Source organism: Pseudoalteromonas sp. Hal040, from assembly GCF_037162425.1.
GTDB lineage: Bacteria > Pseudomonadota > Gammaproteobacteria > Enterobacterales > Alteromonadaceae > Pseudoalteromonas > Pseudoalteromonas gelatinilytica.
Map to the genome: position 1 here is coordinate 102,041 of NZ_JARLUU010000001.1, position 22,405 is coordinate 124,445.

Sequence of the window (22,405 nt, forward strand, 5' to 3'; positions counted from 1 at the left end):
TCTGTAAACGGGTTGCTAAATGAAAAGTAGGATTAGCCTACAATGCCTAGAATGTTATCTTCACGCATGATCAGGTACTCTTGACCTTCGATCTTTTCAACTTTTTCAACATAAGAGCCGAACAGCACAGTGTCACCGGCTTTTACTTCTAATGCTCTTACTTCACCGTTGTCTAAAACGCGGCCATTACCAACAGCGATAACTTCTCCGCGAGTTGATTTTTCAGCTGCAGAGCCAGTTAATACAATACCGCCAGCAGACTTAGTTTCTTCTTCTAGACGCTTAACGATGACGCGATCATGTAAAGGACGAATGTTCATTTATTTAGTTCTCCTAACAGTTTCTGAACAGTACAGAAAAAATCTTGTGTTATTGCAGGGGAGTGCTAAGCCACCCGTTGCGTTTCATTGCATTCATTAATGGGGGTGGCTTAAAAAAATCCAAGTACAAAAATTAAAAAATTTTAATCTTTTCGCTCAAATTCACCATCAATAGTTGTAGGTTGATGGTTTGGCTCTTCATGAGCGGCTGCTTTGCTATGATATTGGAAGTGTGCAGAGCCTTGATTTGCTTGCGTACTCATACGCACTGTCGCTTGGCTGGCAAGGCCTGCAGCTAGTTTGTTGCGGATTGCTGGCGTGAGTAATAAAAAGCCAAAAAAGTCAGTCATAATGCCCGGTGTCATTAATAAAACGCCGGCGATAATCACACATAAACCAGTAAATAATTCTTTTGCAGGCATTTGCCCTTGTGCCATTTGTAATTGCACGTTTTGAATCGCGCCCATGCCTTGCTGCTTCACTAATTTCGCACCGACAATCGCGGTCACAATCACAAGCGCTATGGTGGCAAAGCCGCCGATTACTTCACTCACTTGAATGAGTAACGCAATCTCCACAATCGGCACTAAAATAAATAACAAAAACAAAAATCTAAACATAACGCTCTCTAAAAAATGTCATTCTCTTTCGAGTCAGTGAAATATAAATAGGGGTGAGCAGGTCATTTTTCAAGGTGGAACCTAGGATCACCTTGCTCGCTACACATTATAGTTACTATCGGCTACTATGGTGCGACTCACGTAATCAAACAAAGGTTCCTTATGACTACGCATTTTCGACTTATTTTTACTACTTGTGCGAATGAGGCTGAAGCCCGTCAGTTGGCACAACATCTAGTTAAAGAAAAGCTAGCGGCTTGTGTGAACATTATGCCTACAATCGAATCTATTTACATGTGGGATGGCGAGATAACTCAAGCTACAGAAAGTAAGTTACTGATCAAAACAAAGTCAGAAAAAATGAATGAAGTGATCCAAACTATCAAGAAATTACATAGTTATGAGATACCAGAAATTCAGGTCGTTGATGTAGCAACAGGCAATTTAGCCTATTTTAATTGGATGGATGAGGTACTTAATTAATGCGATCGTTCCTTTTATTACTGTGCGCACTGTGGCTTGTGCCGGCCAGTGCAAGTAATAACAATTTACTTGGAAATCTATTACAACCTGCTGAGCAAACATTTCTGCCAGTTGATCAGGCATTTGTTTTTGATTTTGACCAGCAAGGCAAAACGTTATTTATCGGCTGGGATATAGCGCCTGATTATTACCTCTATAAAAAGAAAGTCGAAATAATTGCTAAAGGCGCTGATATTGAAATCCCAGATCTTGGCAAAGGGCAAATCATAGAGGATGAGTTTTTTGGCAAAACCGAGGTCTTCTTTAACTCATTGAGTGTGGTGACTAAGCTCAGTAATGTGACGGAAGGGGCGGTTGTTAAAGTGCGTTTTCAAGGCTGTGCTGAAGCTGGACTTTGTTATCCGCCAGAAGTTAGAACCATTCCTTTATCTGTCATTGCTGGCGAGCAAGTTTCACAAACCGCGTCAGCGGGGAATGCGCTAGCGGCATTAACACAAGCAGCTGATACCAATGAGGCATCAACAAACGTTTCTCAAGAAGTAGCAAAACCAGCTGGTGAGCAGTCATATACCGATAAACTGGCATCGCAGGGCTTATTGACCAACCTAGTAATCTTCTTTTTAGTGGGTATTGGTCTGGCTTTTACGCCTTGCGTATTTCCAATGTTTCCGATTTTGTCGAGCCTTATAGCGGGTCAGCAGAACTTATCGACTAAAAAAGCGTTTTCGCTGTCGTTTGTTTATGTGCAAGGGATGGCCGTTACCTATGCTGCACTGGGCTTAGTAGTTGCATCATTAGGTGGTCAAGTACAAGGGTACTTGCAGCACCCAACGGTGTTAATTAGCTTTAGTATTTTGTTTGTATTGCTGGCGATGTCGATGTTTGGCTGGTACGAAATTAAGCTGCCTAGCGGCATGATGAATAAGCTTACTCAGGTAAGTAACCAGCAAAAAGGCGGTAACTATGTTGGCGTATTTATGATGGGTGTGTTGTCTGGTTTGATTGCGTCACCTTGTACAACAGCGCCATTGTCTGCTGCTTTACTCTATGTAGCCCAAAGTGGTGACTACCTGGTCGGTGGTTTAACACTTTATGTACTCAGTTTAGGCATGGGCTTACCGCTATTATTACTGGGGACTTCTGGCGGTAAATTACTACCCAAAGCCGGTGGTTGGATGGAGCAAGTGAAAACGTTATTCGGCTTCATCATGCTGGTCGTTCCGCTAATTCTGCTTGAGCGTATTGTTGATATTGAAATCATTTGGTTAATGGCTGGTTTATTAGCACTTGCGACCGCACTTTATTTACACCATTGGCAAAGTGCGCAATCACAAGGCAAGCTAAAAACAGCACTCTGGTTTGCTGCAACCTTACTGGTTGTGACGGGGGCGAGCCTAACGAAAAATTATTTTTGGCCGAGTAAAGCGGTGGTTGCCGAAGCCGCAGTACAAACACATGGTTTTAAACAAGTTGCTAATTTAAGTGAATTGAAAGACGAAATTGCAGCTGCAAGTAGCGAAGGGCGCTTAGTGATGGTCGACTTATACGCAGACTGGTGCGTCGCGTGTAAAGAGTTTGAACACTACACTTTTCCTGATACGAATGTTCAAGCACAGTTTACTCACTTTGAGTTAATCCAAATCGATTTAACCGAAAGTGATGCAAAAACAATTGAGCTAATGGAAGAGTTCACAGTCTTTGGTTTACCGAGCATTCTGTTCTTTGATACCCAAGGTAATGAGCTTTTAGAGCAACGTGTAACAGGCTTTTTAAATGCCAAAGACTTTGCTGAGCATTTAGCAAAAGTACGAAATAGCGCTAAATAAACGCAAACGTGCAAGAAAATAGCGAAACGCCACTCATCTGAGTGGCGTTTTTTGTTTCTGTCTCGTAAAAAATGGTGGTTTTCAATGAAAAGTCGTAATTTCACTTGGTAAAGTTCAATTTATCAGCAGGAAAATGCTCAGAATGACCCTGTTGTGTGCCTTGCTGTGCCTGCCTTTACCACGAATAGGTAGTGATTAGACCAGTATTTTGCTGCTATTTACGTCGAAATATCTATAATAGGTGGTTAACGTGAGAAATAGTTGCTATTTTACATCAACACGCTTAGGTTAAGCGTGGGTTTATGGTGAATATGGTTAAACTGCTTACTTATAGGATATATCGCGTATTATGGCTGCAAAATTCAAACTTTTAGTTCTAAATGGGCCAAATTTAAACATGCTTGGCAAGCGTGAACCAGAAAAGTACGGTACTCAATCTCTTGATGAGATTATAGCCGAACTTAGTCAGGTTGCTGCGGGTCACAATGTTGAATTAACGCATTTCCAAAGTAACAGTGAAGCAGCATTAATAGAACGTATTCACGATGCATGGCAAGTGGTTGATGCAATTATTATTAACCCTGCTGCATTTACGCATACTAGCGTAGCCTTACGGGATGCATTGCTTAGTGTAAACATTCCCTTTTACGAGGTGCATTTAACTAATGTGCATGCTCGCGAAGCATTCCGCCATCATTCGTATTTTTCGGATGTGGCACAAGGCGTCATTATTGGATTAGGAGCAATGGGTTATAAGGTGGCACTTGAAGCTGCTGTTAGCCGGTTGCAAAACACACATTAATTTTTAAATAACTAACAGGCGGGTCGATCAATGGATATTCGCAAGATCAAAAAACTTATCGAACTAGTAGAAGAATCTGGTATTGCTGAATTAGAAATCACTGAAGGTGAAGAATCAGTACGCATCAATCGTAGCAACATGGCTGCAGCACCTGCAATGCAGTATGCGCCGCAACATTTTGCAGCACCTGCTCCAGCGGCGGCACCAGCTCCAGTGGCTGAAGCACCAGCAGCAGACGCAGCGCCAGCAGCACCAACAGGTCACCAAGTTAAATCACCTATGGTTGGTTCATTCTACTCAGCAGCTTCTCCTGAAGCAGCGCCTTATGTAGAAGTAGGTTCAAAAGTAAATGTTGGCGACACGTTATGTATCGTTGAAGCAATGAAGATGATGAACCAAATCGAATCTGATAAAGCAGGCACAGTAAAAGCTATCTTAGTTGAAAATGGCGAGCCAGTAGAATTCGATCAACCTTTATTCATCATTGAATAATAGCGCAACAAAAGGCCAACTCTATGTTAGATAAAGTAGTCATTGCAAACCGAGGTGAAATTGCACTTCGCGTACTGCGCGCCTGCAAAGAGCTTGGGATCAAAACTGTTGCTGTGCATTCAACGGCAGACCGTGATCTTAAGCACGTGTTACTGGCAGATGAAACAATTTGTATTGGTAAACCAGCTGCAAGCGAAAGTTACCTAGATATCCCGCGCATTATTGCAGCGGCAGAAGTAACAGACGCGGTTGCTATTCACCCAGGTTATGGTTTCCTTTCGGAAAATGCAGACTTTGCTGATCAAGTTGAGCAAAGCGGCTTTGTATTTATCGGTCCTAAAGGCGACACAATTCGTCTAATGGGTGATAAAGTTTCTGCAATCGAAGCGATGCGTAAAGCGGGTGTACCATGTGTACCAGGTTCTGACGGCCCATTAACCGCAGACAACGAGCGCAATATTCAAATCGCTAAGCGTATTGGTTACCCTGTAATCATTAAAGCAGCAGGCGGCGGCGGTGGTCGTGGTATGCGTGTTGTGCGCGGCGAAAAAGAATTAGTAGATTCAATTGCACTAACGCAACAAGAAGCGAAGCAATTCTTCGGTAACGGTATGGTTTACATGGAAAAATTCCTTGAAAACCCACGTCATATCGAAGTTCAAGTACTTGCTGACGGTCAAGGCAATGCAGTTCACTTAGGTGAGCGTGATTGTTCTATGCAACGTCGTCACCAAAAAGTAGTTGAAGAAGCACCAGCACCAGGTATTACAGCTGAAATGCGTAAGTTTATCGGTGACCGTTGTACTCGTGCGTGTATCGAAATCGGTTATCGCGGTGCAGGTACGTTCGAATTCTTATACGAAAACGGCGAGTTCTATTTCATCGAAATGAATACCCGTATTCAGGTTGAGCACCCAGTAACAGAAATGGTTACTGGCGTTGACTTAATCAAAGAACAGCTAAAAATTGCTGCTGGCCAGCCATTATCATTCACACAAGAAGATGTGGTTATTCGTGGTCATGCAATTGAGTGCCGTATTAATGCGGAAGACCCAGAAACATTCATTCCTTCACCAGGTAAAATCACGCGATTCCACCCTGCTGGCGGCTTAGGTATTCGTTGGGACAGCCACATCTATGCAGATTACACAGTACCACCTCATTACGATTCAATGATTGGTAAGCTGATCTGTTACGGTGAGAACCGTGATGTAGCGATTGCTCGTTCACGCAATGCGTTAAATGAATTAGTTATTGATGGCATCAAGACCAATACACCACTGCACAAGAAAATCTTGGCAGATGAAAACTTCCAAAACGGTGGTACAAACATCCACTACCTTGAGAAGAAACTAGGTCTGTAAACAAAATTCTGTTTAAGCTAAAAAGCCGGCAACTTTGCCGGCTTTTTTTTGTCAAATTAGGCATAAGAGCGATTCTCGCCTTACAAAAATATTCTGGTATGATTAACAAAGTAATGTTTTTTCGTTTTTCATGAGGTAATAATGACCGACAGTGTTGGTTTTCCACTCGCTGATGAAGCAGCAACGGTTAATATGGGTAAGCAACTTGCCGCATTAATGGAGCAAGGAGCTGTTATTTATTTACACGGTGACTTAGGTGCCGGTAAAACGACATTAACCCGTGGTATCGTGCAAGGTTTCGGTCATCAAGGTAAGGTTAAGAGTCCAACTTATACACTGGTTGAACCTTACCAATTAGCTAAAGCTGATGTTTATCACTTTGATTTGTATCGCTTAGGTGATCCTGAAGAACTTGAATATATGGGTATTCGCGACTATTTTTCACCACAGGCTATTTGTGTTGTGGAATGGCCAGAAAAAGGCGGCGAATTTATCCCAACACCGGATCTTGATATCACCCTACGCTATGAAGGCGAAGCGCGTGCGATTACTATTAACAGCTTAACTGACCGCGGTCAGGCAATTGTTAAGCAACTTAAGAGCGCGCAAGAATAAACTAATAAAAATAAAGGTGTACGAGTAAAAATGGGTCGTTGTACGTTTAAACTATTAACTATTTTAATGTTTTTGGTTGTGAGCCAGATTGTGCTCGCACAAAATACGATTAATAGCGTACGTGTTTGGCCCTCACCAGATAGCACCCGTGTGGTCTTTGATTTAAACGATAAACCTGATTTTAGCTATTTCATGCTGAAGAACCCAGCCCGTTTAGTGATTGACTTAAAAGATACTGATAAGCTTGATAGCTTGCCTGATATCCCTAAAAAGCATCAGATACTTTCAAAACTGCGTTACTCAAAACCAAAAGATAGTAAAAGTGTACGGTTTGTTTTTGAATTAGCGCGAGCCACTAAACCAGTGGTGTTTGCCTTATTGCCTACCGATCCTTACAAACACCGTTTAGTCGTTGACCTTGTAGACAAAACACCGAAAGCTGAGCCTGTGGCTGCAACGAATACCAGTGTTAAAAAGCGTGAGCTACAGCAAGAGCGTGATATCGTTATTGCGATTGATGCGGGTCACGGTGGTGAAGATCCTGGCTCAATTGGCCCATCGGGCACTTACGAAAAAGATATCACGCTACAAATAGCCAAGCGCTTAGAACGAATGATAGATGCTGAAAAGGGCATGATTTCGCGCATGGTGCGCCGCAGTGATTACTTTGTAAACTTGAATACGCGCACCAGTATTGCGAGAGAGAAAAAAGCAGACTTTTTTGTCTCGATCCATGCAGATGCGTTTACCAGCCCGCAGCCAAACGGGGCCTCTGTGTGGGTGTTATCGCTTCGTCGTGCTAACTCAGAAATCGGTAAATGGATCGAGGATAAAGAAAAACACTCCGAGCTTTTAGGTGGTGCAGCTGGGGTATTAAAAGATACTGCGAGTGAAAAATATTTAGCTCAAGCGCTATTAGATATGTCGATGGACCACTCAATGAAAACGGGCTTTAGTGTCGCAGAAGAAGTGGTGAGTGAATTAAAAAAAGTAGCCAAACTACATAAAAAAGTGCCGCAGGCAGCCAGTCTTGCTGTATTAAAATCGCCAGATATCCCGTCTATTTTGGTCGAAACCGGCTTTATTTCTAATCCGCGTGAAGAGCGATTATTAAAAACAGCGCAGCATCAAGAGCGCTTAGCTAAAGCAATTTTCACATCAATTAAAAGTTATTATCTGCAAAATCCACCGGATGATTCGTTATTTGCGAAATTAAAATCGCAATTTCCGACTAAACACAAAGTACGTCCGGGCGAGTCGTTAAGTATTTTGGCAAACAGATACAACACCTCGGTTAGTAAATTAAAAACTGCTAATAACTTAAAATCGAATACTTTGTTTATTGGTCAAGAGCTTGATATCCCCCAAAGCTAGTCAATTTTCGTGTTAGGAACACTATGAGCATAGAAATACTACCCGCGCGATTGGCGAACCAAATTGCTGCCGGTGAAGTGGTTGAACGTCCTGCTTCCGTTGTTAAAGAACTCGTTGAAAACAGTTTAGATGCAGGCGCTACGCGTATACAAATTGATATTGAACGTGGTGGCCATAAGCTAATTCGTATTCGCGACAATGGCTCAGGCATTAATAAAGATGAACTGACCTTAGCGTTATCGCGCCATGCGACGAGTAAACTAAAATCTCTTGATGACTTAGAGAATATTTGCTCGCTGGGTTTTCGTGGTGAAGCGTTAGCTTCAATTAGTTCTGTTTCTCGCTTAACCTTGAGCTCAAAACCACAACAACAAGAAGCAGCATGGCAAGCATTTGCAGAAGGCCGTGACATGGCGGTACAGGTTAAGCCAACTGCACACCCTGACGGCACCACCATTGAGGTAAAGGATCTATTTTTTAATACTCCTGCACGCCGTAAGTTTCTTCGTACCGAGAAAACCGAGTTTTCACATATTGATGAGCTTATTAAGCGGATCGCGCTGAGTCGCTTTGATGTGTCTATAACGCTAACGCATAACGGCAAGGTCGTGCGTCAATACCGTGCTAAGCCAAACCCAGAGCAAGCGATAAGTCGTGTTGCACAAGTGGCGGGTAAAGCATTTAGTGAGCAGGGGCTGCATATTCAATCAGGTGAGGCTGGTTTGATGCTGCGAGGTTGGGTATTACCCGTGGGCTCAGCAAATAGCACACAATATACCTACGTGAATAATCGCATGATGCGCGATAAACTTATTTTGCATGCTATTCGCCAAGCCTTTGAAGAAGTCGCAGGCTCAGAAGAGCTGCCCGGTTTTGTTATTTATATTGATATTGACCCTCGTCAGGTCGATGTAAACGTGCACCCGGCTAAACATGAAGTGCGTTTTCATCAAGGCCGTTTAGTGCATGACTTTATTTTGCAGGCAATAAAACAAGTTGTGGTGCCACTTCAGCATGAGGCCAGTTTTGCAGAGCACAATGACACTGCTTTTCAGCATGTTCCGCTGAATGAGACACTCCAAAGCAACACGCAGCCAAGTTTTATTCAATCAGCGCCAACAGAGCAGTATGATTATCCGAAATCTGAATTACAGCCAACACGTTCAGCGAGTTATTCAGGGGCAACAGGAGCAGGGCGCTCTGGCGGTGGGTTTAGTGGCGACAGCCAAGGACGCAGTAAAACATCGCATCAAGATGTAAATGCTTTTTATCAAGGGATCAGTGAGCAACATGCTGCGCATTTTGACCAAGTACGCCCAGAGCCAAGCATTGCAGCACCTGTTGTTGAGCAAGCTAAGCTTGCAAAACTCATCCACGTACGTGAAGGCGAGTGCGTATTTAGCGAAGACCATCAACTCTTTGCAGCGCACTTTAAGCATGCATTAGCACTCGACTGGCAAGCCCAAGTAGAACAAGCGGGCAGCCTTGATGGCAAAGCTCTATTGTTACCCGTGCGAGTAAATGCAAGCGCTGATGATATTAGCGCGCTAAATACTCAGCAGTCTTGGTTTACCTTACTTGGTTTTGATTTAGTAATAGAAAAACAGTTTGTGATGGTGAAGAAGCTTCCGCCTTGCGTGTATTTACTTGATGTAAGTGATGCTATTGAGCGGCTTATTACTGGCTGTAAAGCTTCTCCAAGTTCACTCGATGAATGGCTAGCTTGGTTAGCTCAGCAAATACCCGCACGTTATTACGCAAGTCAGGCCTTTATGGAGCAAGTGGCTCGGTTAGAAAATAATCCACAAACTATGCAACGTTTACGTCAAAAAGCGGTTAAAATAGAACTATCTCAGTTTTTAAATTAAGCAAGGTATTTAGGCTTGAATAACTTACCCGTCATTTTTTTAATGGGACCAACCGCTGCAGGGAAAACAGACTTAGCAATTTCGCTGTGTGATCATTTAAACACAGAAATAATCAGTGTTGATTCAGCATTAGTCTATAAAGATATGGACATCGGCACGGCAAAACCAAATGCCGAAGAGCTTGCTCGTGCGCCGCATCACTTGATTGATATTATTGACCCAGCAGAAAGTTATTCAGTGGCGGATTTTCGCCGTGATGCAATTGAAAAGATTGATCTATTTCATAAGCAAGGTAAAGTACCTGTATTGGTTGGCGGTACAATGATGTATTTTAAGTCGCTTATTGATGGCTTATCACCGCTACCAGAGGCATCACCTGAAGTACGTGCTGAACTCGAAAAGGAAGCAAAGCAGTTTGGCTGGCCACATTTGCATAAAGAACTTGTGAAAATCGATCCAGATGCAGCGAAAAAAATGAGCGAAAATGATTCGCAACGTATTAATCGCGCATTAGAAGTGTATCGTATAACAGGTAAAACAATGACTGAGCTGCAAAAACAAAAGCAGCCTGAGCTTCCTTATACTTTCTATCAATTTGCCATTGCGCCTGATGATCGCAGTGAATTACATCAGCGAATTGAGAAAAGGTTTAAAATAATGCTCGATCAGGGGTTTGAAAATGAAGTTTCATCCCTATATAAACGTAAGGATTTACACCCTGACCTACCTTCGATTCGTTGTGTGGGTTATAGACAAATGTGGGATTACATTGCTGGCGAAATTGACTATGATGAGATGGTCTTTCGTGGTATTGCAGCCACACGGCAGTTAGCCAAGCGACAACTGACTTGGTTAAGAGGTTGGCCTGAAGTAACTTGGTTGACCACGGGTGATGAAGAAAACTTGCAACGTGTAGTAAGTTCGCTAAGCTAGTAGTAGCTGGAAGTTTTTTAGCTTTGTTAAATTAGTTCAGCTACTTAATTATAATAACACCTAGAACGAAGGAAAATAACATGGCAAAAGGCCAGTCGTTACAAGACCCATTTTTAAATGCGTTACGTCGTGAGCGCATTCCAGTATCAATCTTTTTGGTTAATGGCATTAAATTACAGGGTAAAATCCAGTCATTTGACCAATTTGTTATTTTACTTGAAAACACCGTAAATCAAATGGTGTATAAACACGCTATTTCAACTGTTGTTCCAGCGCGTTCTGTTAACTTCCAAGGCGTTCAAGGAAGTGATGATTCAGAAGAGCAAGAAACTGGAAATTTTTAAACTTAGGAGCGTAATGCTTGTTTGACCGTTATGAAGCCGGCGAACAGGCAGTTTTAGTTCATATCGACTTACCTAAAGAGGGGGATCGCGAAGATCTTCACGAATTAGAGTTGTTGGTATCTTCTGCTGGTGTTAGTAGTTTGGCGATTGTGCAAGGCAGTCGTCAAGCACCGCATCCGAAACTTTTCGTCGGTACCGGAAAAGCAGAAGAAATCGCTGAAACTGTCAAAATCCACAATGCAGATGTCATCATTTTCAACCATCAACTTAGCCCGTCACAGGAACGCAATTTAGAGCGCGTTTGTCAGTGCCGTGTTCTTGATCGTACGAGTTTGATCCTTGATATTTTTGCGCGGCGAGCGCGTACTCACGAAGGTAAGCTTCAGGTTGAGTTAGCTCAGTTACGCCATATTTCTACTCGCCTGATCCGTGGTTGGACCCACCTTGAAAGACAAAAAGGGGGGATAGGTTTACGTGGTCCGGGTGAAACCCAGCTCGAAACCGATAGACGATTGCTACGTGCAAGAATTAAAAATATTCGTGCTCGTTTAGATAAAGTTGCTGTTCAACGTGAGCAGGGACGACGTGCGCGTACGCGAAATGAAATACCCACTGTGTCACTGGTTGGTTACACCAATGCGGGTAAATCAACGTTATTTAACCGTATTACAGATTCTGATGTGTACGCAGCAGATCAGTTATTCGCAACGCTTGATCCAACCTTACGTAAGTTGGATATAGGTGATATTGGGCCAGTTATTTTAGCTGACACGGTAGGTTTTATTCGTCACTTACCTCATGACCTTGTCGCAGCATTCAAAGCAACCTTAACGGAAACCCGCGAAGCGGATTTACAGTTACACGTTATCGATGTGGCAGACCCACGTCGAAAAGAAAATATTGAGCAAGTACAGTCTGTTTTAAAAGAGATAGAAGCAGATGAAGTGCCGCAATTATTGGTTTATAACAAAATTGATGCACTCGATGACGTTGCGCCACGTATAGATAGAAATGACGAAGGCCAACCAGTACGGGTGTGGTTATCGGCACGAACAGGTGTTGGTTGTGAGCTGCTGAGTGAGGCAATTAACGAGTTACTTGCTAAGAAAATGTTTGCTGACGATCTAAAATTACCACCTCAGCATGGTCGTATTCGTGCAGCACTGTTTAACTTAAACGCAGTTCATCAAGAGAGTTTTGATGAGCAAGGGAACTGGTTACTATCGGTACGCTTGCCAATGGCAGAATGGAATCGCTTGAAAAAAGAGATGGGACAGGATCTCAACTCTTTCATAGCGACTAACTAAAAATCACCAGCATTTGTCTTTTTTAGTATGAGAAATGCTGTAGATTTGATAGATTTAACCTAATTCATTTAGATAACAATGGAGTATAGCTATGGCCTGGAATGAACCGGGTAATAATGGCAATGATAAAGATCCGTGGAATAATAAAGGCGGAAAAGATCAAGGCCCACCTGATTTAGACGAGGTAATGCGTAAGTTCGGCAACAAGTTTGGCGGTTTATTTGGTGGTAATAAGCCAGGTAAAAGCGGCGGCGGACTTGGTGGCGCAGGCATTTCTTTCATCCTTATTATTGCCGTCATCGTATGGGCATTAAGTGGTATTTACACGGTAAAAGAAGCTGAGCGCGGTATTGTTTTACAATTTGGACAATACAATCGCATTGCAGAACCTGGCTTACGTTGGAAAATGACCTTCATTGAACGTGTGATCCCGGTTGATATCGAAGCGGTTCGCTCGTTATCTGCTAAAGGCTTCATGCTGACAGAAGACGAAAACGTGGTAAATGTAGAGTTTGAAGTACAGTACCGTGTTATCGACCCACATCTTTACAAGTTCAGCGTTACTGATGCTGATCACAGCTTACAACAAGCCCTTGATAGTGCGCTTCGTTATGTTATTGGTCATGTGAAAATGGACCAAGTACTAACAACTGGTCGTGAGTTAGTGCGTCAACAAACATGGGATGAGCTAAACAAAATTATCGAGCCTTACAATCTAGGTATTATTGTAAGCGATGTGAACTTTAAAGATTCACGTCCGCCGGGCGAAGTAAAAGACGCATTTGATGATGCAATTGCTGCACAAGAAGATGAAGAGCGTTTCATCCGTGAAGCAGAGGCCTATGCTCGTGAAATTGAACCTCGTGCTCGTGGTCAAGTAACCCGTATGACACAAGAAGCAGAAGCGTATCGTGAACGTATTACATTAGAAGCACAAGGTGAAGTGGCACGTTTTGAAAAGCTATTACCTGAGTACCAAGCTGCGAAAGAAGTAACTCGTAAGCGTCTTTACATTGATGCGATGGAAGAAGTGCTAGGTAACACCTCTAAAGTGTTAGTTGATGTTGAAGGCGGTAATAACATGATGTATTTACCACTTGATAAAATCATGGAAAAGCAAGGCACAGCAACACGTGTTGCACTACCAAGCTCAAGTGATATTCAAGATCTTCGCAATAAGCTAAACACATCACGTAACAGCACGGTAAATTCAAGCAATGACCGTTTCGCAACTGACCGTTTTAATGAGGGGAGATAAGCAAGATGAAAAATTTTAGTTTAGTAATACTTGCCCTTGCAGTTGTGCTGTCTTTCTCAGCGATTTTTGTCGTGCAAGAAGGCGAGAAAGCAATCGTACTGTTATTCAGCAAAGTTGAAAAAGACAGTGATGATAAGGCTGTAGTGTATGGTCCTGGCTTACATCTAAAAGTGCCTTTCTTTAGCCAAGTACGTCGTTTAGATGCACGTATTCAAACGCTAGATGGTGCACCTGACCGTTTCGTAACAAGTGAGAAAAAAGACTTAATCGTTGATTCTTATGTGAAGTGGCGCATTAATGACTTTAGTGCATTCTACCTTCGTGCTCGTGGTGATAAGCAATACGCTGAAACACTCCTTAAGCAAAAGGTAAACAATGGTCTACGTACTAACTTCGGTTCTCGTACTATCAGAGAGATTGTTTCTGGTGAGCGTAGTGAGCTGATGGAAGAAGCATTAGTTCAAGCGTCTGAAAGTGCGCAAGAGCTAGGTATTGAAGTACTTGATGTACGTGTTAAGCAAATTAACTTACCGCAAGAGGTGAGTAGCTCAATCTTCCAACGTATGCGCGCTGAGCGTACTGCGGTAGCAAAAGAGCACCGCTCTGAAGGTCAAGAAAAAGCTGAAACAATTCGTGCAGAAGTCGACCGCCGTGTAACAGTAATGCTTGCAGACGCTGAGCGTAATGCGCGTACTGTTCGTGGTCAAGGTGATGCCGATGCTGCCGCTATCTATGCTAACGCTTACAGCAAAGACGCAGAGTTTTTCGGTTTCGTGCGTAGCCTAGAGGCTTACAAAAACACTTTTAAAAATAAGCAAGACGTGATGGTGATTTCACCTGATAGCGACTTCTTTAATTATATGAAAGGTACAAAAGCACAATAATTACTATTTGTGTGATGAAAAGCCCTGCAGCTTGTAGGGCTTTTTTTGTTTCTGCACGTGATTAATTTTTATCCTTAGCTAGTTTATAAACCTCTGTTCTGCATGCGGTTGTTTGATTAATTGAGATGATAAAAATTCAGGCGCAGAAAAAATAAGCTAAACGGGGTGATCTTTCACCTCGTTTTCTGATAAAATCTCGTCCTAATTTTTTCTAAGTGAATTTGCAATGGGTAAAAACGTTGTTGTACTAGGCACCCAATGGGGTGACGAAGGTAAGGGTAAGGTAGTTGACCTCCTTACAGACAAAGCATCTTTAGTAGTTCGTTATCAAGGTGGTCATAACGCAGGCCATACTCTGGTAATCAACGGTGAAAAGACGGTTTTACACCTTATTCCATCGGGTGTATTACGTGACAATGTTAAGTGTGTGATCGGTAATGGTGTTGTTTTATCACCAGAAGCATTAATGAAAGAAATCGGCATGCTAGAAGAGCGTGGCGTACCAGTACGTGAGCGCTTATTAATCAGCGAAGCATGTCCATTAATTTTACCTTTCCACATTGCATTAGATTTAGCCCGTGAAAAAGCACGTGGCGATAAGCCAATTGGTACTACAGGTCGTGGTATCGGTCCAGCTTATGAAGACAAAGTAGCACGTCGTGGTTTACGTGTAGGTGATTTATTCAACCCTGAACAGTTTGCTAGCAAGCTTAAAGAAGTATTGGAATACCATAACTTCACGTTAGAGCATTACTACAAAGTTGAGCCAGTTGACTTCCAAAAGACATTTGACGATGCAATGGCTATCGCAGATATCTTAAAAGCAATGGTTGTTGATGTTACTGAGCTACTTGATCAAACGCGTTTAGCGGGCGACCATATCTTATTCGAAGGTGCGCAAGGTACATTACTTGACATCGACCACGGTACTTACCCGTACGTAACATCATCAAACACAACGGCTGGTGGTGTAGCGACAGGTGCTGGTTTTGGTCCATTACACCTTGATTACGTGTTAGGTATCATCAAAGCTTACACAACGCGTGTAGGTTCTGGTCCTTTCCCTACAGAGCTTTACGACGGTCTTGATAAACAAGATCCAGTAGGTAAGCACTTAGGTGAAAAAGGTCATGAGTTCGGTGCAACGACTGGTCGTTTACGCCGTACTGGTTGGTTAGATGCAGTGGCAATGCGCCGTGCAGTTCAAATCAACAGCATTTCAGGTTTCTGTTTAACTAAACTAGACGTTTTAGACGGTTTAGAAACATTAAAAATCTGTACTGGTTACCAGTTAGAAGATGGCACAGTAACGAACGTTACGCCATTAGCGGCTGAAGGTTACGAGAAAGTAACACCAGTATACGAAGAGATGCCAGGCTGGTCAGAAAACACAGTAGGTGCTACGTCAGTTGATCAATTACCGCAAGCGGCACTTGATTACATCAAACGTATTGAAGAAATCACTGGTGTTCCAGTTGATATCATCTCTACAGGTCCTGACCGTGTAGAAACTATGGTATTACGCAGCCCGTTTGCATAATTGTCATAGTGACTCAAAAAGCTGCTTCGGCAGCTTTTTTTGTGCCCGAAATTCACTCTGGAATGATAATTGTATATTATTTGCTAAGACTGACTTTACTTAAGTGACTTTGATGCGTGTTTTATTGCCTTTAACATTACTCTTCTCAAGCCTAAGCATGGCTGAAGAGCCAATAACTGCAGTGCCTCTGTACACAGAGAGCGAGTTAATTGGCTTGATCAATAAAAATGCCCACCTAGCACGTGTAAAGGCAGATGATTGCCAGTTAGTGCAAGATATCGAGGCGCGAGCCAATAAAATGGCACTGCCCTCATATCAGTTCCTGTATGGCGATATGCTAGCGTATGCAGTGTGTGTAGACCGTAATGTAGAGTTAGGGGTTTATTACATGCGTCAGGCCGCTCAGCAAGGGCTAGGCGCGGCTTTAGAGCAGCTTGGTCGTTACTATGATGTTGGCCAGTTAGTGCAGCAAGATAAAGCGATGGCAGTCACCTATTTACGAGAAGCATCTGCCCAAGGCAACTTAAAGGCACAAATGCGTTTGGTTAACCTATTTAATCAAGGCTATGGTAGTCCGCGTGATTATGAAGACGCCTACCGATGGTTATTCCACTCAATGGTTGCCGATAAAGCCACCCACAAAAAAATTGAGCACCTACTTGCACAGCTTGCAGAGAAAATGCCAGACAGCGTCGTAGCACGCGCACGCTTACCTATGTAGGTAAATACAAATACATTTAAAAAGGCCAGCTAATGCTGGCCTCATTATTATACCAATCCGCAATAATACTTAATCATTTTGAGGGATTAAACCTGTCGCTACCTGCGTTAAAAATTTCTGATTTAGAACAACTAAATAACGAAATTTTTGCCTTGTTATCAACGAGGTTTTATTGCCTCAAAATTGACCACTTTATTAAGCGAATTGGTATTATTTCTCTTCTTTATTTTCTTTTGGTTTGCCGTTGTTCGGGTCTTTCAGCACCGACAATTTAGGCGGTTGTAGCGCCACAATTCGCTCACCTACTTGCGGAGTTTTTTCCATGTTAGTAGTGAACGGACGAATTTTTATAGGTGAATCATCATCATCTGTCTTTTCGCCATGCAAGATAAACAATGGGATAGCTTCGCTATTTACTTCTTTGTATTGCTCCCAGCTAAACTCATCAGAAATACGTGTTGCACTGACCTTGCCGCCTTTGGCAATTAAGCTACTTAAGCGCGCATAAGCGCCATTGTCGCCGAACAGAATTTGTCGAGATAAGAAGGTCGCACTGTCTTTGTTTGCCTTAGCATGGTTAGTTGAAGAGCGCAGTGAAAACACATCTTTTTCGTCAAGTAAATGCGAGAAGTACTGCACACCTAATGCGTTGTGGTGGCGGTTAGGCGAAAGCGCGAGAACACTACGAATCGTCGTTAATGGTAAATAACGTTCAGCATGTTCAGATTGTGGATTACCATAGTAACAAGGTAAGCCATCCATACGTGCCATTTTGCAGTTCTCCCATGCCGGATCAGACAAATGCACTGGAATATTTTGATCTTTTAGGCCGCAGGCAATGGCGCGGGCTACATGGTTTGCACCAATAATTAAAATGGTATTTGGCGCAGGCTGACGTACTTTTAATAACTTTGCCAAGGGCGTAGCTGTCAGACTTTGCAATACCACTGTCACGATGATCACCGTGAAGATAAGTGGCACGATTTTCTCTGCATCAGCAATGCCGGCTTCCACCATACTTAACGCGAATACAGAACCTACCGCCGCGGCAACAATACCCCGTGGCGCAATCCACGAGAGAACTAAACGAGACTTAAGTGGTAAATCGGTTTTAAAGGTCGAGATTGCGATACATGCAGGACGGGCTACAAATAACACGATGGCTAAGAAAATAAACACATCGCTATGTAACATCATTAAATCAGAGAGCTGTAGACGGGCAGCAAGTAAGATGAATAACGATGAGATTAAGATCATCGACAGGTCTTCTTTAAACTCTAGCACTGAGTCAATTTCGAGCTCATCTTGGTTCGCAAGCCAAATACCAAACACAGTAACAGCGAGAAGACCTGATTCGTGGCTAAGGTGGTTAGAAACCGTAAAACTAATCAGTACTAACGCTAAAATACCAAATTTATGTAATTCGAACGGTAGCCATTCGCGGCGTATTAGCAATGTAGTGAGCCAACCTGCTACCACACCAATCGTTAATCCAACACCTAAGGTTTTAAATAGAGCGATAATGGTATGACTGAGTACTTCGCCTTGGCCTACAAGCATAACAGCTTCAAACACCAATACAGCAAACAAGGCACCAATAGGGTCTATTACTATGCCTTCCCAACGCAAAATACGGTCGATATCTTGGGTCGGTCTCATAGAGTTTAACAGCGGTGCAATAACAGTAGGGCCAGTAACAACAAGTACTGCACCAAGCACTGCGGCAACCCGCCAGTTAAGCTCTAAAATCCAATATGCGCTTAGGCTTATTACTAAGCAAGTTGTGATCATGCCGATTGAACAAAGATTACGAACAACCTTGCCGATACCTTTTAGTTCTCTAAAGTGAAGGGTCAGTGAGCCTTCGAATAAGATCACAGCAACGCTAAGAGAGACTACAGGGAATAATAAGTCACCTAATAATGCGTCGGGTTCTAAAATGCCACTGAAAGGACCAAGTACTAGACCTGTTAGTAGTAAAAATAAAATAGCCGGTACACGAAACGCCCAAGCTACCCATTGTGCTAATACCGAGCACAAGGCGATCCCTGCTATATAAATTGCTGACATAGAATGAATTATCCTTTAGTTACTACTATTTAAAAAATACCAACACCATAGATAATCGCGTTTGAAGACGATAGTTAGCCGCTGAACTTTTAAATAAAATGCTTGCCTATTAAAGCCTACTCACCGTCATGGACACAAGCAAACTTGTTGCTTCAAATACGATTTTAGTCGTTATTACTACTTTTTGGGGTGCTTTTAAGAACAAAAATCAGATTAATTGGTAAAAAATCATTATGCCATGCATCTTGCTCACTAACTCATTGTTAAAAAGTGTCTATTTCTAACATTTATGGCAAGTATAAAAGCTATGATTACTTTTTGCCCTTGATCTTTGCCCCTGATTTCCCGTATTATATTTCGTGTTCAAACAATTTGATATCTAAGTTTTTATAAGTGATATTACACTTGTTTAGTGTTTTATCTTTAATTAATCAGTTGGTTGTAACATATTTAGTGTTTTATACACTTTGTTTTCTAATTAAATAGAAATGAGCTTGCTAACGTTCAGTGTATATTTATTACGTGTTGAATAGAATATAAGTTCATTATCTGGTCAATGTTTAGCCCCCATCGTGGCGGCTAAATCTCGGTCATACAATCTACACCCTATCTGCTGGTGTACCTGATTGTATAGGCTCTATGTATGTTGTGATTAATAAAAGCCGCACACAGCTTTTTACAGCGATACATAAACAACACTTATCTTTTTTAATCAACTTATGGTTTATAACCGTTTGGTCTACTGACTGAATAAAAGTTGTGCTATATCTAATCGCAGTACTTGCGTGGCGTAGTCGTGTGCATAGATAAGTGGTTTGACAAAGTGATAATAGTCAGTGCGTTTAGTAACACTAAACGCGAGTCTTTTAATCAGTGGCAAATTGGCACTGAACAGATAGTAAAATGGAAAGTTGAACAGTTATGCAAAAGTTTAAATGGCGACGTATAGTACTAAAAGTAGGTAGCGCGTTAATCGCACCAGAACAAGATGGGTGTCGTTCACGTTATTTACTGACCATTGCACAGTTCATCGTTCGTTGTCGAGCGCAAGGTATCGAAGTTATTTTAGTATCATCGGGTTCGGTAGCTGCTGGTTCGCATTTATTCCCTGAACAAGAAAAACGTTCAGTAACGATGAAAAAAGCTATGGCGGCTGCTGGTCAAACAGAAATGATGGCAATGTGGGATCGCTTCTTTGATTTTCCATCGGCACAAATTTTATTAACCCACGGTGACTTACGTGACCGTGAGCGTTACACCAGTATTCGTGAAACCGTATTCACTTTACTTGAACATGGTGTGTTACCAATCATTAATGAGAATGACACGGTAACAACCGATGATTTAAAAGTTGGCGACAACGATAACTTGTCGGCAATGGTTGCAGCCAGTCGCGGATGCAGATGCATTGATGATCTTTTCGGACGTAGATGGTCTTTATGACAAGAACCCGAATTTACATGAAGATGCAGTGCTGCTACCTGAAATAGATAGCATTGATGAATCTATTTATGCCATGGCCGGCTGTGCAACCAGCGCAGTTGGTACAGGTGGTATGAAAACGAAAATTGAAGCGGCAGAAAAAGCCACTTCACATGGTATTACAACCTTTATCTTAAATGGTTTTAAAGAACAGACGTTTAACCGACTGTTAGAGGGTGATAACCCAGGTACTATCTTCAAACCATATGACAAACCAATGCAAGAAGCTGTGCATTGGATGACTCACACAGCAAATGAGCAAGGTGAGGTTGTCGTAGAAGGTTCGATTGATAAATCAACCGAAGATGGCTGTATTCGTAGCGATGAAATCGTTGCGGTACATGGAGAATTTGGCGTAGGCGATACTATTTTAGTCCGCAGTGATGATGGTACGCGTCTAGCAAAAGCAACAGCGAATTACAGTAGCTGTTTATTGAATTTTATTGCTGACAACGAGCAAAGTGAATTTAGCGAAAAAATGCAAGATTCAATCGGCCCAGTTGTTTCAGAGAAAGATATCGCATTATTGGAGAAGTCATGAGTTTAATTACGGATATTTCGAGTCAGGCTGCAAAAGCTGCAACCCAGTTAGCTTTACTTGATACTGCTACTAAGAATCAAGTGTTAACTGAGATGGCACAGGCATTGCGAGAAAATAAAGCCTTTATCATCAAAGAAAACGAAAGCGATTTGGCAGCAGCGCGTGATAACAACCTTGCTGCGTCTATGATTGACCGTTTAACGCTAAACGATGAGCGTATTGAAGCAATGGCTGAAGGCATAGAAGTAATTGTTAGCCTTGATGATCCTGTAGGCCAATTACGTGAAATTTCAGAGCGTCCAAACGGTATTAAGATCAGCAAGATGCGCGTACCACTTGGTGTTGTGTGTATGATTTATGAAGCACGCCCGAATGTGACGGCTGATGCTGGTGCGTTATGCTTTAAATCGGGTAATGGTGTGATTTTACGTGGTGGTAAAGAAGCACTGCGTAGTTCACAAGCCATTGCGAGTGTGATGCACAAAGTGCTTGAAAAGCATGGTTTACCTGCTGCGTTAATTTCGGTGATCCCAGATCCAGACCGTGGTCTACTTATGGAGCTGATGCAACAACGCGACACAATTGATTTAATCATCCCACGTGGTGGTGAAGGCTTAATTAACTTTGTGACAGAAAACAGCACTATCCCAGTCATTCAGCACTTTAAAGGTGTATGCCACCTTTATGTTGATAAAGACGCTGATCTGAATGTCGCAATCAATTTACTATTAAATGGTAAAACTCAGCGCACTGGTGTGTGTAATGCCTTAGAAGGTTTAGTGGTTCACCAAGATATCGCTGATGAGTTTTTAAACCTGTGTGCAGTTGTTCTTCGTCAAGAAGGCGTAAAAGTAAATGCAGATGCGAAAGCTGCAGAGTATTTTGATAATGCCACTGTACTTGCTGACGACGAGTTTGGTGAAGAGTACTTAGATTTAGAAATTGCAATTAAGGTTGTGCCTGATTTTGCAGGTGCGATTGATCACATTGCTAAATTTGGTTCAAACCACACAGAAGTGATTTGTACTAAAGATCAAGCTGCAGCGCAGTTATTCCAACGTAGTGTGGATGCATCTGTGGTGATGGTTAATGCATCATCGCGTTTTTCTGATGGCTCACAATTAGGCTTAGGTGCTGAGATTGGTATTGCGACAACGAAGCTACATGCTTATGGCCCTATGGGCTTAGAATCGCTGACAACTGAAAAATACTTAGTGAATGGCGAAGGTCAAATTCGTGAGTAATCGCTAAAAAATTGTTTAAAAAGCCGAGCTTTGCTCGGTTTTTTTGTGTCTGTTATAAAACGAATACGACAGAAAGACAAATAAAATTGCTTTAACTTAGAATGTATTGGTTTTTATTAAAGATTCGGCAGATTGCCTAAAGAAGAGTAGGAAGGTGGTGGAGCTAAGCAGGATCGAACTGCTGACCTCCTGCGTGCAAGGCAGGCGCTCTCCCAGCTGAGCTATAGCCCCACATTCCTAAAATACAGGATGCTTAAGTCTTGCGTCTCAAGCGGGGTGAACTTTAAATATTTTTGCATTTTTGGTCAAGTATTTTT

19 protein-coding genes, 1 tRNA gene and 1 pseudogene are annotated in these 22,405 nt (G+C 42.3%); 17 read left to right on the forward strand and 4 right to left on the reverse strand.

The window, feature by feature from the left end:
* Nucleotides 1–32: 32 nt before the first annotated feature.
* Together P4S60_RS00455 and P4S60_RS00460 are read right to left on the reverse strand one after the other, a co-directional pair.
* The gene (locus tag P4S60_RS00455) at nt 33–320 is read right to left on the reverse strand and encodes a co-chaperone GroES (protein WP_063701599.1); all 288 of its coding nucleotides are present in this window, start codon (nt 318–320) and stop codon (nt 33–35) included.
* A gap of 143 nt (nt 321–463) precedes the next feature.
* Nucleotides 464–940, reverse strand: a complete 477-nt coding sequence (locus P4S60_RS00460; RefSeq protein ID WP_063701602.1) for an FxsA family protein — start codon at nt 938–940, stop codon at nt 464–466.
* A gap of 162 nt (nt 941–1,102) precedes the next feature.
* Between P4S60_RS00460 and cutA the strand changes: the two genes are divergently transcribed.
* From cutA to P4S60_RS00535, 15 genes are all read left to right on the forward strand, one after another.
* Entirely contained in the window at nt 1,103–1,423 is a 321-nt protein-coding gene (cutA, locus tag P4S60_RS00465; protein WP_063701604.1) for a divalent-cation tolerance protein CutA, read from the forward strand.
* Nucleotides 1,423–3,249, forward strand: coding sequence for a protein-disulfide reductase DsbD (locus P4S60_RS00470; protein ID WP_337114628.1), 1,827 nt, complete (start codon nt 1,423–1,425; stop codon nt 3,247–3,249). The genes cutA and P4S60_RS00470 overlap by 1 nt, the downstream gene beginning before the upstream one ends.
* A gap of 349 nt (nt 3,250–3,598) precedes the next feature.
* The gene (aroQ, locus tag P4S60_RS00475) at nt 3,599–4,051 is read left to right on the forward strand and encodes a type II 3-dehydroquinate dehydratase (protein ID WP_105175065.1); all 453 of its coding nucleotides are present in this window, start codon (nt 3,599–3,601) and stop codon (nt 4,049–4,051) included.
* Nucleotides 4,052–4,081: 30 nt separating this feature from the next.
* Complete coding sequence (gene accB / locus P4S60_RS00480) at nt 4,082–4,543, forward strand: acetyl-CoA carboxylase biotin carboxyl carrier protein (protein WP_063701610.1); 462 nt, start codon at nt 4,082–4,084, stop codon at nt 4,541–4,543.
* Between the two features lie 23 nt (nt 4,544–4,566).
* Entirely contained in the window at nt 4,567–5,907 is a 1,341-nt protein-coding gene (gene accC / locus P4S60_RS00485; protein WP_337114629.1) for an acetyl-CoA carboxylase biotin carboxylase subunit, read from the forward strand.
* Between the two features lie 141 nt (nt 5,908–6,048).
* Nucleotides 6,049–6,522, forward strand: a complete 474-nt coding sequence (gene tsaE / locus P4S60_RS00490) for a tRNA (adenosine(37)-N6)-threonylcarbamoyltransferase complex ATPase subunit type 1 TsaE (RefSeq protein ID WP_063701614.1) — start codon at nt 6,049–6,051, stop codon at nt 6,520–6,522.
* A 66-nt stretch (nt 6,523–6,588) separates the two neighbouring features.
* On the forward strand, nt 6,589–7,896 hold the full coding sequence (locus tag P4S60_RS00495) for an N-acetylmuramoyl-L-alanine amidase (protein WP_337116804.1): 1,308 nt from the start codon (nt 6,589–6,591) through the stop codon (nt 7,894–7,896).
* Nucleotides 7,897–7,919: 23 nt separating this feature from the next.
* Nucleotides 7,920–9,764: a DNA mismatch repair endonuclease MutL gene (gene mutL / locus P4S60_RS00500; protein WP_337114630.1), complete on the forward strand. Its 1,845-nt coding sequence runs from the start codon at nt 7,920–7,922 to the stop codon at nt 9,762–9,764.
* A gap of 15 nt (nt 9,765–9,779) precedes the next feature.
* Nucleotides 9,780–10,697 (forward strand): tRNA (adenosine(37)-N6)-dimethylallyltransferase MiaA, encoded by a 918-nt coding sequence (gene miaA, locus P4S60_RS00505; protein WP_337114631.1) that lies wholly within the window; start codon nt 9,780–9,782, stop codon nt 10,695–10,697.
* Between the two features lie 80 nt (nt 10,698–10,777).
* Nucleotides 10,778–11,041 carry an RNA chaperone Hfq gene (gene hfq / locus P4S60_RS00510; protein ID WP_337114632.1) on the forward strand — a complete coding sequence of 88 codons (264 nt, stop codon included), beginning with the start codon at nt 10,778–10,780 and terminating at the stop codon, nt 11,039–11,041.
* Between the two features lie 17 nt (nt 11,042–11,058).
* Entirely contained in the window at nt 11,059–12,348 is a 1,290-nt protein-coding gene (gene hflX / locus P4S60_RS00515; protein WP_337114633.1) for a ribosome rescue GTPase HflX, read from the forward strand.
* Between the two features lie 91 nt (nt 12,349–12,439).
* Complete coding sequence (hflK, locus tag P4S60_RS00520) at nt 12,440–13,606, forward strand: FtsH protease activity modulator HflK (protein ID WP_337114634.1); 1,167 nt, start codon at nt 12,440–12,442, stop codon at nt 13,604–13,606.
* Nucleotides 13,607–13,611: 5 nt separating this feature from the next.
* Complete coding sequence (hflC, locus tag P4S60_RS00525; protein ID WP_337114635.1) at nt 13,612–14,490, forward strand: protease modulator HflC; 879 nt, start codon at nt 13,612–13,614, stop codon at nt 14,488–14,490.
* 226 nt (nt 14,491–14,716) lie between these two features.
* Entirely contained in the window at nt 14,717–16,030 is a 1,314-nt protein-coding gene (locus tag P4S60_RS00530) for an adenylosuccinate synthase (RefSeq protein WP_063701628.1), read from the forward strand.
* Nucleotides 16,031–16,142: 112 nt separating this feature from the next.
* Nucleotides 16,143–16,751, forward strand: a complete 609-nt coding sequence (locus P4S60_RS00535) for a tetratricopeptide repeat protein (protein ID WP_337114636.1) — start codon at nt 16,143–16,145, stop codon at nt 16,749–16,751.
* 210 nt (nt 16,752–16,961) lie between these two features.
* On the opposite strand, the gene P4S60_RS00540 is transcribed toward P4S60_RS00535, so the two are convergent.
* Nucleotides 16,962–18,821 carry a cation:proton antiporter gene (locus P4S60_RS00540; RefSeq protein ID WP_105175062.1) on the reverse strand — a complete coding sequence of 620 codons (1,860 nt, stop codon included), beginning with the start codon at nt 18,819–18,821 and terminating at the stop codon, nt 16,962–16,964.
* Nucleotides 18,822–19,742: 921 nt separating this feature from the next.
* Between P4S60_RS00540 and proB the strand changes: the two are divergent.
* A pseudogene (proB, locus tag P4S60_RS00545) lies at nt 19,743–20,844 on the forward strand (glutamate 5-kinase).
* The gene (locus P4S60_RS00550; protein ID WP_105180673.1) at nt 20,841–22,088 is read left to right on the forward strand and encodes a glutamate-5-semialdehyde dehydrogenase; all 1,248 of its coding nucleotides are present in this window, start codon (nt 20,841–20,843) and stop codon (nt 22,086–22,088) included. Before proB ends, P4S60_RS00550 begins: the two are co-directional and overlap by 4 nt.
* Before the next feature lie 155 nt (nt 22,089–22,243).
* On the opposite strand, the gene P4S60_RS00555 is transcribed toward P4S60_RS00550, so the two are convergent.
* Nucleotides 22,244–22,319, reverse strand: a tRNA-Ala gene (locus P4S60_RS00555).
* Between the last annotated feature and the right edge of the window lie 86 nt (nt 22,320–22,405).